The 13,151-nt window shown below is 66.7% G+C and carries 11 protein-coding genes; 3 read left to right on the top strand and 8 right to left on the bottom strand.

Going from position 1 to position 13,151, the window contains the following annotated elements; translation table 11 throughout:
* Positions 1-2,453, bottom strand: a 2,453-nt coding sequence (locus RIB52_RS08180) for a hypothetical protein (protein WP_502879494.1), incomplete at its 3' end; no start/stop codon positions are given.
* 525 nt (positions 2,454-2,978) lie between these two features.
* Positions 2,979-3,935 (bottom strand): glycerophosphodiester phosphodiesterase family protein, encoded by a 957-nt coding sequence (locus RIB52_RS08175; RefSeq protein WP_350174763.1) that lies wholly within the window; start codon positions 3,933-3,935, stop codon positions 2,979-2,981.
* 114 nt (positions 3,936-4,049) lie between these two features.
* On the opposite strand from RIB52_RS08175, the gene RIB52_RS08170 reads away from it, so the two are divergent.
* Positions 4,050-5,816: an N-acyl-D-amino-acid deacylase family protein gene (locus tag RIB52_RS08170; protein WP_350174761.1), complete on the top strand. Its 1,767-nt coding sequence runs from the start codon at positions 4,050-4,052 to the stop codon at positions 5,814-5,816.
* A gap of 4 nt (positions 5,817-5,820) precedes the next feature.
* Here RIB52_RS08170 and RIB52_RS08165 read toward each other — a convergent pair whose 3' ends face one another.
* From RIB52_RS08165 to RIB52_RS08140, 6 genes are all read right to left on the bottom strand, one after another.
* Positions 5,821-6,912 (bottom strand): DUF2855 family protein, encoded by a 1,092-nt coding sequence (locus RIB52_RS08165; protein ID WP_350174759.1) that lies wholly within the window; start codon positions 6,910-6,912, stop codon positions 5,821-5,823.
* A gap of 67 nt (positions 6,913-6,979) precedes the next feature.
* Positions 6,980-7,372, bottom strand: a complete 393-nt coding sequence (locus RIB52_RS08160) for a hypothetical protein (RefSeq protein ID WP_350174757.1) — start codon at positions 7,370-7,372, stop codon at positions 6,980-6,982.
* The gene (dnaN, locus tag RIB52_RS08155; RefSeq protein ID WP_350174755.1) at positions 7,369-8,496 is read right to left on the bottom strand and encodes a DNA polymerase III subunit beta; all 1,128 of its coding nucleotides are present in this window, start codon (positions 8,494-8,496) and stop codon (positions 7,369-7,371) included. The genes RIB52_RS08160 and dnaN overlap by 4 nt, the downstream gene beginning before the upstream one ends.
* Positions 8,497-8,678: 182 nt before the next feature.
* Positions 8,679-9,431, bottom strand: a complete 753-nt coding sequence (gene fabG / locus RIB52_RS08150) for a 3-oxoacyl-[acyl-carrier-protein] reductase (protein ID WP_350174753.1) — start codon at positions 9,429-9,431, stop codon at positions 8,679-8,681.
* Positions 9,431-10,372, bottom strand: a complete 942-nt coding sequence (gene fabD / locus RIB52_RS08145) for an ACP S-malonyltransferase (protein ID WP_350174751.1) — start codon at positions 10,370-10,372, stop codon at positions 9,431-9,433. Before fabD ends, fabG begins: the two co-directional genes overlap by 1 nt.
* Positions 10,373-10,496: 124 nt before the next feature.
* On the bottom strand, positions 10,497-11,327 hold the full coding sequence (locus tag RIB52_RS08140) for an LD-carboxypeptidase (RefSeq protein ID WP_350174749.1): 831 nt from the start codon (positions 11,325-11,327) through the stop codon (positions 10,497-10,499).
* Between the two features lie 56 nt (positions 11,328-11,383).
* Here RIB52_RS08140 and RIB52_RS08135 point away from each other — a divergent pair, with 56 nt between their 5' ends.
* Both RIB52_RS08135 and RIB52_RS08130 read left to right on the top strand, forming a co-directional pair.
* Positions 11,384-12,811 carry a glutamate ligase domain-containing protein gene (locus tag RIB52_RS08135; protein WP_350174747.1) on the top strand — a complete coding sequence of 476 codons (1,428 nt, stop codon included), beginning with the start codon at positions 11,384-11,386 and terminating at the stop codon, positions 12,809-12,811.
* Positions 12,808-13,074 (top strand): hypothetical protein, encoded by a 267-nt coding sequence (locus tag RIB52_RS08130; RefSeq protein ID WP_350174745.1) that lies wholly within the window; start codon positions 12,808-12,810, stop codon positions 13,072-13,074. The genes RIB52_RS08135 and RIB52_RS08130 overlap by 4 nt, the downstream gene beginning before the upstream one ends.
* Positions 13,075-13,151: the final 77 nt, after the last annotated feature.

Below are 13,151 nucleotides of genomic sequence, written 5' to 3'. Positions count from 1 at the left end.
GACGCCGTCCCCTCGGCCCGCGCGAGGAAGCCCGCCGCCGTGCCGCTGACCCCGGTCTCGGTGACCTGCGCCCCGTTGCCGAAGGCCGAGCCGTTGCGCGCCAGAGCCGCCGCATCCTGCCCGACCGCCGAGGCGCCCTCTTCGCTCGCCTGCGTGTCCACGCCGAGGGCGAGCGCGTTCGCGCCGGTCGCCTGCGCGCCGAGGGTGTCGGCATCTCCCGCATCGCCGCCGATGGCGATCGCGCCGGCGACTGTCGCATCGGTGTTGACTCCGATGGCGACGGTCTGGTCGGCCCCGGCGTTCGCGAAGGTGCCCAGCGACGTCGCCGCTGCGCCGCCGCCCTGCGCCTGGAAACCGACGGCGGTCGAAGCCGCGAACGTGGCCGAGGACCCGTTGCCGAGCGCGGTGGACTGAAGGCCCGAAGCCTGCGATCCGAAGCCGAGCGCGGTGCTGCGCTCTCCGCCCGCTGCGGCGCCCGCGCCGACGGCGGTCGATCCGTTTACGCCCGTGGCGCTCGAATTGGCTCCCAGCGCGACCGAGGAGACTTGCGAGGCGGCGGCGTCGGTCCCGATGGCAATCGACCCGTCGCCCGATGCCTCGGCCCCGTTGCTGTCGCCGTCGGCCCCGTCGCCCCCGATCGCGACGGCGCCGTCGGCGGTCGCCTGCGAGCGGTTGCCGAGCGCCGTTGCGAACCGGTTCGACGCGCCGGCCCCGAATCCGAGAGCCAGCGATTCCTCGCCGATGGCAAGCGCGGAGCCCCCGACCGCCGTCGCCTGCGCGCCCGATGCCGTGGCGCCGGCCCCGAATGCCGAACCCGAGAAGCCCGAGGTGGAAAGCGCCCCCACGGCAGTCGCGTTCAGCCCGTTGGCGACGCTGTCCGATCCGATCGCGGTGCTGCGAAGCGCGGTCGCCTGTGCGCCGACGAGGCCCGCATCCGCCCCGTCGCCGCCTATGGCAATGGCACCTTCGGCATCGGCGACGGCCCGATCCCCCAACGCCATTGCATCTTCAGCGTTGCTCTGCGCACCGTTGCCAAAGGCGATGGATGTCTGGCCGCCGGCGTCAGATAAGCTGCCGATGGCGATCGATGCCCCGTCGGTCGCTTCGGCCCTGTTGCCGATCGCGATCGCCTCGATACCGGACGACTGCGCAGACCGACCCAGAGCCGTCGCCCTCGCTCCGGAAGAGATCGCCTCGCTCCCGATCGCAATCGTTTGAGTAGTGTTGGACTGAGAATCAAAACCCAAGGCCAGCGATTCGAAGCCCGATGCGAGGGTGCCCGTTCCAAGGGCGGTGGTTCTTTCCCCGGAGGCGGCGGCGTCGGCCCCGATGGCGGTGGATTCCACCCCTGTTGCCTGTGCACCATCGATACCGGAGTCGTCCGTGTCGCCGCCGATGGCGATGGCGCCAGCCGCGCTGGCCAGCGAATTCTGTCCCTGGGCAATCGCCGCAAGGCCGGCCGCTGTTGCCCGGTCACCCAGCGCGACGGCGGCCTCGAAGCCGGCCGAGGTGCTTGCACCTATCGCGATACCGGTTGCGCCCGCGGCCTCGCTTTCGTCCCCCATCGCTATCGAGTTGTCGCCGATCGCCCCGGCATCCTCACCGATTGCTATCGCAGAGGCACCGGACGCGGTGGCCCCATTCCTGGAGGGGCTGGAGCCGTCCGCACCGATCGCGATCGACCCGCCGCCGCTCGCCTCGGAGCTACGTCCGATCGCGACCGCTTGAATACCCGATGCGTTGGAGAAGGTACCGAACGAAAGCGCGTTGTCGGCTTCGGCACTGGCATCGACACCAAGCGCGACTGCACCAATCCCGCCGACATCGGCCCTTTGGCCGACAGCCACGGAATCCGCGAAATCGGCAACCGCGCGATCCCCCAAGGCAATCGCGCCTTCCGCACTCGCCTCCGAATCCGCGCCCAGCGCGACGCTTTGCGCACCGGTCCCCGAGGCTTGGCTACCAAGTGCGACTGCTCCCGCCGAACTCGCCTGCGACTGCTCGCCGATGGCTGTGGTATTGTTACCTGAGGCCGAGGCATCGGCCCCGATCGCGATCCCCTGAAAACCGGTCGCCTGCGCGCCCAGAGTATCGCCGTCGAAACTGTCCCCGCCGATCGCGATCGAGCCGATGTCGGTTGCACCGCTCTCGATGCCTATGGCGATGGCCTCGTTGTCGGTCGCTTGTGCCCCTTGGCCCACGCCGACCGCGCCGAAGCCGGCGGCAGTGCTTCGCTCCCCGATCGCGACGGAGTCGGTGAAAGTGGCGTTGGCCAGATGACCGACCGCAACCGCGTGCTCGGCCGTCGCAGAGGAATTGACCCCCACAGCCGTCGCCTGAATCCCTGTGGCCGAGCTGTCGGCCCCCAGCGCGGTCGAATCGCTGCCCGTCGCTTCGGCGTCATTGCCGATCGCGGTCGCATCGGCGTCCGACGCGGTCGCCTGCTCGCCCACTGCGGTCGACTGGAATCCCGAGGCTTCGGACGCTTCGCCGAGAGCGGTGCTCTCGGATCCGGACGCGTCGGAATTGGCCCCAACGGCCGTCGCCCCGGCCGTGCCCGAAGCCGTCGCGTTGCGCCCGCATTCGAGCGAGGTGGTCCCGCCGGTCGGATTCTCGTTGCATTCCGGCGTCGCATCGGCGCGCGCCGCCTCGAACGGCGCAAGCATCGCCGCCGCCCCGAAAGTCAGCGCGGTCGAAAGCAAAAGTGTGGTCTTCATGTCATTTCCCCTTTCACGATTGTTGAAAGGGGGACGGCCGCGTCCCGCCACACGAAATGTGCGTGCGCCATGCTGTCATGCGTGGATCCAGTCTTCGGCCTACCCCCCCCGCGTCAAAGCCCCGATGGCCGCCGGGAGGAATAGCATCTGGCAAGTCGCGAAGGCTTGTCGAAATCCGACTTTATCGAAAGTCGGGCAATGATTTTTCAACAAAAGCGCATGATCCGCATGCAAAAGGGGCAGCGAGGTGCGCTTTCGACGCTATTTATTGCCCGGTGTCCGCTCGCGCCCGATGCCGCACATGCCCGTTTCGGGCAGCCGCTCCGCCTCCGCCAGCGCCGCTGCGGCTGCGCGCGGGCGATCGGTGGCGAGCATGTCGACGCCGCCGCGCGACAGCTCGGCATAGCGTTCATCCGTGCCGAAGCGGTCGATCACGTTGTCGATCGAAGTCGGCGAGCGGCCGAGCGTGCCGAAGATCACCTCGACATCGGCCTCGTCCAGTGCGGCATAAAGATCGGGCCGGGCGAGCCGGGTTCCGGTAAAGGCAATGATGCGCTCCGCCGGGATACCCGCCGCGACCGCTTCGGCGAGAGCGTCGGGGCTTTCGACCGAGAGCGAGATCATCGCTTGCGGGGCAAGATCGTGGAGCTTCTTGGCCGAGGCGACCGAATAGGCGATGAGGATGACGCTGCCTTCCATGCCCTTGTCCCGGACCATGTCGATCACGGCCTCGTAGCTGGCCGACCGCTTGAAATCGAGCTGGAGCACGGTGCGGCCCTTCGCCCAGTCGAGCGCCTCGGCCAGCGTCGGGATGCGATAGGGCGTGACCCAGCCCGCATTGTCGGTGAGGCGGAGCGCGGCAAGCTCCGCCCAGTCCCTGTCCGCCGCCCGCCCCTCGCCCGTCGTCGTGCGATCGAGCGTGTCGTCATGCAGCAGGAACAGCACGCCGTCCGCGCTTTGTGCGACATCGACTTCCATCACCGCCGGGATCGCCGTCAGCACCGCGTCCATCGTCGCGATGGCGTTTTCCGGCAGGCCCGGCGAGGGCCCCCCGCGATGGGCGGAAACCAGCGTGCGGCCTTCCGCCTCGAGGCAGTCGAGCATTGCCGAAAGCGAAGTTCCGGGCGCTATCCGCCACCCGCCATGTGTGTTGGATTCGCCCTGGGCCGTTCCGGCAAGTCCTACAAGCGCCGCCGCCGCGACAAGCCTCGCAATCATCTTCGTCCTCCTTGAGGGGGCATGGCTTTCATCAACCAAAGTGCCGTGCGCGATCTCCCCCTTGTAGGCAGGCGCGCTTTGCGACATCATTTCAGCCCATAAGGGAGAGAGACAATGGCGCAATACGATCTGATCATTCGTAGAGGGACAATCGTCGACGGCAGCGGTGCGGAAAGCTTTACCGGCGATGTCGCGGTGAAGGACGGGCTGATCGCCGCCGTGGGCACGATCGAGGGTTCGGCCACGCGCGAGATCGATGCGGCGGGCAAGGTCGTCGCCCCCGGCTTCGTCGACATCCACACCCATTATGACGGGCAGGCGACCTGGGACCAGGAAATGGCCCCGTCAAGCTGGCACGGGGTCACCACGGTGGTGATGGGCAATTGCGGGGTCGGCTTCGCCCCTGCCAAGCCCGACCGCCATGAATGGCTGATCAGCCTGATGGAAGGGGTCGAGGACATTCCCGGCACGGCCCTTGCCGAAGGGATCACCTGGGATTGGGAGACCTTCCCCGAATATCTCGACGCTCTGGAGAAGCTGCCCCGCACGGTTGATGTCGGAACCCACGTGCCGCACGGTGCGGTGCGGGCCTATGTCCTGGGCGACCGCGAGAAGCCCGGTGCGGTCCCCACGCAGGAAGACATCGAGCAGATGTCGGCGATCGTCGAGGAAGGCGTGCGCGCGGGTGCGCTCGGCTTCTCTACATCGCGCACCGTGCTGCACAAATCGGTCGACGGCGAGCTCGTCCCCGGCACCACCGCGACCGAGGAGGAACTGGTCGCCATCGGCCGCGCGATGGGCCGCGCCAAGGCGGCGGGCGGCCATGCCGTTTTCGAAATGGCGAGCGACTTGAATCGCGAATGGAACGAGTTTTCGTGGATGGGCAAGCTCAGCCGCGAGGCCGACATTCCCGTGACCTTCGCCGCGCTCCAGTCCATCGCCAAGGATCTCGACCTCGACGAGCAGATCGAAACGATGCGGGCCGAGAATGACAACGGCGCGAACATCGTCGCCCAGATCGCCCTGCGCGGCAACGGGATCATCATGGCATGGCAGGGCACGGTCCACCCCTTCGTCTACCGGCCGAGCTGGCAGGCGATCAAGGACCTGCCGTGGCACGAGCAAAAGGCGAAGCTGCTCGACCCCGCCTTCAAGGCGCAGCTTCTGGCGGAGGCGAACGACTACACCGACGCGCCCAAGGACATCCTGCCCGTCGTGATGGTCGTGACGCAGGGTTGGGCGCTGCAATACGAGATGGACCCCGATTTCGACTACGAGCCGGGGCCCGAGGCGAGCGTCAACGCCCGCGCGCAGAAGGCGAACATGGACCCGCAGGAATACGCCTACGACATGCTCTGCCGCGATGACGGGCGCGGCTTCATTTACCTGCCGATCCTCAATTACGCCGACGGCAATCTCGATTTCCTGCATCCGCTGCAATTGTCCGGGGACACGGTCAATTCGCTCTCCGATGGCGGCGCGCATTGCGGGACGATCTGCGATGCGGCCTCGCCCACCTTCATGCTCGAACACTGGGTCAAGGGCCGCAGGCGGGGTGAGCGGATCAGCCTCGAGCACGCGATCAAGCGCCAGTGCCGCGACACCGCAGTACTCTATGGCCTGGAGGATCGGGGGCTGATCGCACCCGGCTACCTTGCCGACATCAACATCATCGACATGGACGCCCTCAAACTCGGCAAGCCTTGGCTCGCCTTCGACCTGCCTGCGGGCGGCAGGCGCCTGCTGCAGAAGGCGCAAGGCTATTGCTACACGATAAAGTCGGGCGAGGTGACGTTCGAGGACGGGAAATGGACCGGCGCGGCGCCGGGCGGACTCGTGCGCGGACCCCAGCGCGTGGAGCTCGCCGAAGCCGCGGAATGACGGGCTAGCGGGCCTGGGGTTCGATCACGATGCCCCGGGCCGGGTCGATCCTGCCTTCCACCATTTCGAGCCACACTTCGCGCGCGGCGGGAAGGCCCTGCCGCCGATCGATCGCGACCGTGCCCGCGACTTCGCCCAGAAAGCGATGCCACGCCTCGGCGACAAGGCGCGAGGCCTCATCGCGCCCATGGTCGCGGGCAAAGGCGATCATGTGGTCGGGCGCGAAGAAAAGCTGGGGTTTCGGCCCCTCCATCTCCTCGCCCGATCCAAAGGTGCTGCGCGCGTCCTTGTGCGTCGCCCCGACGAGGCAGCTATAGGCCAGCGACTCGGCGAAATGTGCGTGAACCCGTGCGAGCAACGAGGCATTGCCCGCGAAATCGACCACGACGCTGGGGCGCTTTTCCATCTGCTCAAGAGCGTCATAGGCCGTGACCTCGTCGTAAAGGCCGCTTGCCCGCACGAATTCGACATTGGCCGAGGAAGTGAGACCGACGCGGCGCACCTGTGGCGAGGTCGCCTTCGCCGCGCTGGCAAGCGCCATCGCGGTCTTGGACGAGGCGCTGGTGAGGATCACCTGCCCCGCGCCGAACCATTCCTCGCGCCGCATGAAATCCGCGATCAGGAAGCCGGTGCGAAACAGGGGTGCAAAGATCATCCGCTCCGCCTGGCGCTCGGGATCGTGTTCGGGGTCGGCGGCGAGGCGGGAATACTGGTTGTAGACCGGGCTCATCGGCTGGCGATGCTCGCTCATGTCGGAAAATCCGCCTGCGCTCACCTTGCCTGGCACGACATTGAGATGGGTCGCCATCGGCAGGTAGCCATAGACCCTCTCTCCCACCGCGATGTCGGGGCACTTGCTCTCCTCGACCCGCGCATGGCCCCACATCGGCACGATGCCGTAGGGATCGGGCGCGGGGAAGAAATCCCAGTACTTGAACCCGTCGCCGACGACCGCATAGGTCACGTTGTTGGCAGTGACCGAAAAGCTCTCGACCGCAAGCCGCACTGCGCCTTCGGCAAGCTCCATCGGTTCGACATGGACGAGTTCGGCGCGCGCGAGCGCGTCCTTGCGGACGTGGATGTTCTGCGTGGTCATGGCCTCTCCTTGCCGGAAAACCCTAACGCCTTGCGGGCCCCATGCCTACCCGCACCCGGCTTCCCGTCTATTGCGCGGCAGCGCCGAGCTCGGCTTCCAGCGCGGAGAGCGCGGCACCGGCGGTCTGCATGCGCTGACCCATACGCTGCATCCGCGCGCCGCATACCTTTTGCCGCGCCGAAATGTCGGTCCCGTAGAGCTCCTTGTAGCGCTCGCTCATCGCCAGATCGAGCGGCTTGCCCGCGGCGGCCTCGTATCGTCCGACGAAATAGGCGAAACCTGTCATGAGGCCCTTCTCCTGCTCGGTCGAGGCATTCGCGCGCGTCGCCGCGAGAACCATGCTGATAACGATCGCGCAGTCGAGGTCTTGCTCGGGCGTGTATTGCGCATTGTCCTGCGCTGCCAGCGGCGCGGCGAGTGCAAGGGCGGCGGCGAACGACGCGAAAGCGCGCACCGTCACACCCGCATCGGCATCAGCACGTAGAGCGCCGGGCTCGCCTCGTCCTTGCGGATCAGCGTCGGCGCGCCCGCATCGGCAAGATGCAGTTCGACCTCGTCGGCATCGATCTGGTCGAGGATGTCCTTGAGGTAATTGGCGTTGAAGCCGATCTCGAAGCTCTCGCTGGAATAGGACGCGGCCAGTTCCTCGGTTGCGGTTCCATTGTCGGGCGAAGTGACAGACAGCGTCACCTTGTCCGGCTCCAGGCCCATCTTGACCGCGCGGGTCTTTTCGGTCGCGATCGTGGCGACGCGGTCGACGCCGGAGAAGAACAGCTTGGGATCGACTTTCAGCAGCTTGTCATTGCCGGTCGGGATGACGCGGCTGTAATCGGGGAAGGTCCCGTCGATCAGCTTGCTGGTGAGCACGACCCCGCCCTCGCCGCCGAGGGTGAAGCGGATCTTGCTCGCCGACAGGTCGATCAGGACATTGCCGTCCAATGCCTCGTCGAGCAGCTTGCGCAGTTCGCCCACCGCCTTTCGCGGGACGATGACGTCGGGCATGCCCGCCGCGCCTTCGGGCCGGGCGAGGGTGAAACGCGCGAGGCGGTGGCCGTCGGTCGCGGCGGCTTTCAGAACCGGCTCGTCCTCGTCCGTCACGTGAAGGAAGATGCCGTTCAAGTAATAGCGCGTTTCCTCGGTCGAAATGGCGAAGCGGGTGCGGTCGATCAATTCGGCGAGCGTGCGAGCGGGCAGTTCGAAAGAGGTTGGCAGGTCGCCTTCGACGATGACGGGGAAATCGTCGCGGGGCAGTGTCGGCAGCTTGAACCGGCTGCGCCCGGCCTTGACCTCCATCCGGTTGTCGGCGGTTTCGAGGCTGACCTGGCTGCCGTCGGGCAGCTTGCGGGCGATGTCGAACAGGAGGTGCGCCGACACCGTGATCGCGCCCGGGCTGTCGACCGCAGCGGCGGACATCGTCTCGACTACTTGCAGGTCGAGATCGGTCGCCATGACCTTGACCGCACCGCCATCGCTGGCCTCGATCAAGACGTTGGACAGGATCGGGATCGTGTTGCGCCGTTCGACCACCGACTGGACGTGGGACAGGCAACGCAGGAGCGTCGCGCGTTCGATCGTAGCCTTCATGTGCCCCTAGCCTTCATTAGTGGAACCTATCGCTTCTTACGTGGTGGCAGGGAAAGAGCCGGAATCGCCCCTCCAGCGCCGGAACAGTCGCCAAAACCTTAGCGCGGTCAGTGTGCCGGGCAAGATCAATGCCTTCACGCGGACCGATTCGCTTGGGGATAAGGGCCCGGTGCGGGCTCCATCTAGCCCGTCATGGCCATCCCGCCGTTCACATGCAGCGTCTGGCCCGTGACATAACCCGCCTCGCGGCTGGCAAGGTAGACGCAGGCCGCACCGATATCGGAGCCTTCGCCCATCTTGCCCATCGGAATGCGCGCATTGATCGCCTCCGCCTGCTTTTCATCGAGCGCGGCGGTCATGGCCGAACGGATGAAGCCCGGCGCGAGGCAATTGGCCGTGATCCCGCGCGAGGCAACTTCCTGCGCGAAGCTCTTGGTCATGCCGGTGAGCCCCGCCTTGGCGGCGCAATAGTTCATCTGGCCCGGATTACCCGTCGTGCCCACCACGCTGGTGATGTTGACGACCCGGCCGAAACGCGCCTTCATCATCGGGCGGGCGGCGGCGCGCATCAGGCGAAAGGCGGCCTCGAGATCGATGCGGATCACATCGTCCCATTCCTCGTCCTTCATCCGCATGGCGAGATTGTCGCGCGTGATCCCGGCATTGTTGACGAGGATGTCGATCCCGCCCAGCGTGTCCATCGTCGCCGGGACCAGTTCATCGACCTGCGTTGCATTCGACAGGTCGCAGGTGATCTCGACATGGTCACCGCCGACCTCCTCCTGCAATTGTTCGCGGAAGGCGCGCAGCTTCTGCCCGTTCGAGCCCGACAGCGCGACCCGCGCGCCCTGCCCTGCCAAAGCGGTCGCGATGGCCGAGCCGATCCCCCCGCTCGCACCGGTCACCAGCGCGTTCATTCCCTCGAGCGAAAACATCACAGCCTCTCCTTCGCGTAATTCTCGCAGTCTTCCATGGTGACGAGGCTGACGGTCTCGGCCTCCTTGTCGATCCTGCCGATCATGGGGACAAGCACCTTGCCGCCCAGCTCGACAAAGTGTTCCACCCCATCCGCGCGCATGGCCAGCACGCTTTCGCGCCAGCGCACGCGGCCCGTCACCTGCTCGACCAGCAGCGCGCGCTCCGCCTCGGCATCCTCGACTTTTGCCGCGGTGACATTGGCGTAGACCGGCAACGCCATTTCGGCGGGCGGCGTGCGCGCGAGCGCGTCGGCCATGCGGTCGGCGGCGGGCTGCATGAGCGAGCAGTGGAAAGGCGCGGAAACCGGCAGCAGCACGCCGCGCTTGATCCCGTGGTCCTTGACCATGCCGATCGCCCGCTCGACCGCCCTGCGATGGCCCGAGATCACGACCTGTGTCGGATCGTTGTCATTCGCGATCTCGCACACCTCGCCTTCGCCCGCGGCAGCCTCGGCCAGCGCATTCGCGCTCTCCACGTCCGCCCCGAGCAGCGCCGCCATCGCCCCTTCGCCCACCGGGACCGCCGCCTGCATCGAGCGCCCGCGCAGCTTGAGCAGCCGCGCCGTGGTCGAAAGATCGAACGCGCCGACCGCGCACAGCGCCGAATACTCGCCGAGCGAATGGCCCGCCGCGCACGTGCCGTGACCGGCGAAGGTCATCCCGAATTCCCGCTCCAGCACACGCAGGACAGCGATCGAATGGGCCATGATTGCGGGCTGCGCGTTCTGGGTCAGAGTCAGCTCGTCCTCGGGCCCTTCCGCCATGAGGCCGGACAAGTTCTGCAACAGCGCGTCGTTCACTTCCTCGAACACCTCGCGCGCGGCGGAAGACGCTTCGGCGAGCTGCTTTCCCATGCCGACCTTCTGGCTGCCCTGCCCCGGAAAAACGAATGCGCGCATCTTTTGTCCTTGCTTCGCCGGGCCGATTGCGTCCGCGCCCTTCCACCCGGAACGGTATCCTCAAGGGCGAAAAGGGGCGGGAGCGCGGGCGGCGCGGCACCATCCCAATGAAAACCCGCGCGGGTTAGGAGGCGCTGGGCGGGCTGGCAAGCCCGAAGGGCACGACCCTGTTCGCCGGGCTGTGCCCGATTTCGGCCCGCCCGAGATAACGGATCCCGGTGCGATCGCACCAATAGCGCGCGATTTCCTCGGGGCTCTGGCCGAATTCGACGTAGTTTTCCGGAACGGCCGTCACCGCGCCTAACCTGAGCCCCGCGACACGCGGCAGCGTGCCTGCAAGGTGGAAGAACAGGCGATCGACGGCATAGAGATGCTCGCTCACCTCCTCGACCATCACGACGTGGCCGGAAAGGTCGGGCATCATCGGCGTGCCCGCGACCATGGCAAGCGTGATGAGATTGAAGGCGACCGCCGGCGTCGTCCCGTCGAGGCTTGGCTCCACGCCGCTCGTATCGCCGCCGATCCAGCGCAGCACCCGGCGCACCGCCTCGCGCCCGCGTTCCGACCTGGCGCTCACCGGCATCGAGCCGTGGACGCATTGTCCCACGCCCGCCTTGTACAGCGCGGCGAGCAGGTATCCGCAATCCGAAAAGCCGACAAAGGTCTTTGCCCGCGCCGCCGCGTTCATCCGCATCACCGCAGCCTCGGCGATGCGGTTCGAGCCGTAGCCTCCCTTGGCGAACCAGACCACGTCGAAAGCGGGATCGTTGGCGCATTCGACGAAGGCGGTGAGCCGGGCGAGATCGTCGCCCGCGAAATGCCCCGCGCGCAAGAAGCATTGGTCATGGAAGCTCACCCGGTGCTGGGGGAATTCGGCCGCCACCAGCTCCTCCAGCGTCCGGGCGTGGTCGCGGGTGATCGGGGTGGCCGGGGCGCAGATCGCGATATTCGTCACGCCCGCGACCCTATGCCGCTTGTCTTGGCCTGTGCAAGCCAATAACCATGCCCTCTATGAATGATGGGATCGATGCCGGATCGCTGGCCAGGCGTCCGCTGTTCTTCTGCGGGATCGGCGGGTCCGGGATGCTCCCGCTTGCCCAGATCGCAAAGGGCCGCGGCCACCCGGTCGCAGGCTCCGACCGCAGCCGCGATCAGGGCCGCACACCCGAAAAATTCGCCTGGCTCGCGGGTCATGGCTTCGACCTCTTCCCGCAGGACGGCAGCGGCATTGCCTCCAGCGAGCAGGTGCTGATCGCATCGGCGGCGATCGAGGACACCGTCCCCGAAGTCGCCCGCGCCAGGGAACTGGGCTGCGAACGGATGAGCAGGGCCGAGCTGCTCTCCGAGCTTTTCAATGCGGCCGAATATTCGATCGCGGTGGCAGGCACGAGCGGCAAGTCGACCGTGACGGGCATGATCGCGTGGATCCTCCACGAGGGTCGCCACGATCCCACCGTCATGAACGGCGCAGTGATGAAGAACTTCGCGCAAGACGAAAACCCATTCGCCAGCGCACGTGTCGGCGCTGCGGGCCTGTTCGTCAGCGAGGTCGACGAAAGTGACGGATCGATCGCGCTCTATCGCCCGACCATCGGCGTGCTGCTCAATGTCAGTCTCGACCACAAGAGCATCGAAGAACTGCGCGTCCTCTTCGGCAATTTCCTGACAACCTCGGCCCGCGGCGTCGTCAACACCGATGATGAGGAGACTCGCTTTCTCGCCGAGAAGGTTCCGGACCGCGTGACGTTCGGCCTGCGCGACGCCGAAGCGGACATTACGGTCGAACCCGATTCGATCGACCAGAGCGCCTTCGGCATTCGCGCCGCGGTGATCGACAACCGCAGCCGCGAGGTCTTTCCGCTGATTTTGCCGATGCCCGGGCTGCACAACCTTTCCAATGCGCTCGCCGCGATCGCCGCAGCCAGCGCGGCGGGGATCGATGTCAGGCGCTCGGTCTATGCGCTGCGCTCGTTCGAGGGGCTCGCCCGCCGGTTCGATGTCGTGGGAACGAGCGAGAGCGGCATCACGGTGATCGACGATTTCGGCCACAATCCGGAAAAATGCGCCGCTACGCTGCGAACGTTGAAGGCAACGCCGGGGCGCGTGATCGCCTTCTTCCAGCCCCACGGCTTCGGGCCGCTCAAGCAGATGGGCGCGGAACTCGCACAGACCTTCGCCCGCGAGCTGGACGAGGAGGACGTGACCATCATGTGCGACCCCGTCTATTTCGGCGGCACGGTCGATCGCAGCGTCGGGACCGAACGGATCGTCGCCCTGATCGAAGAGGCCGGCGGGACCGCCGAGCATATCGCCCAGCGCGAGGATTGCGGCCGCCGCATCGCCGATCTGGCCCGGCCGGGCGACCGCATCGTCATCATGGGCGCGCGCGACGACACGCTGAGCACTTTCGCAAGGGACGTGCTGGGACGGCTTTCGTGACCGTTTACGACCATGCGCGCCGCCATGCCTGGTGGATGCTCGGCGCGCTGACCGTCGCGGTGCTGTTCGTCGCGGTGGTCGACCGCTTCTACGGCCATTCCACCCTCGCCTTTGCAGCAGCGATCGTCGGGCTGCTGGTCGCCAACCGTCACATGCTCGCTTTCAACTGCCCGCATTGCGGCAAGAACCTGTTCTTTCGCGGCCTGTTCGTCGTGCCCTGGCCCAACCGGACCTGCGGGAAATGCGGGGCGCGGCTCGACTGAGGCGGCGAACGGAAATCAGCAAAACCGCGAATGGAAGCGGCGTGCCGTTCCGGCCTATCGCTAGCGGCGAAGGAGAT

It is taken from the genome of Erythrobacter sp., assembly GCF_040217515.1.
Taxonomy (GTDB): Bacteria; Pseudomonadota; Alphaproteobacteria; order Sphingomonadales; family Sphingomonadaceae; genus Erythrobacter.
This window is presented reverse-complemented; position numbering and strand designations above follow the sequence as displayed.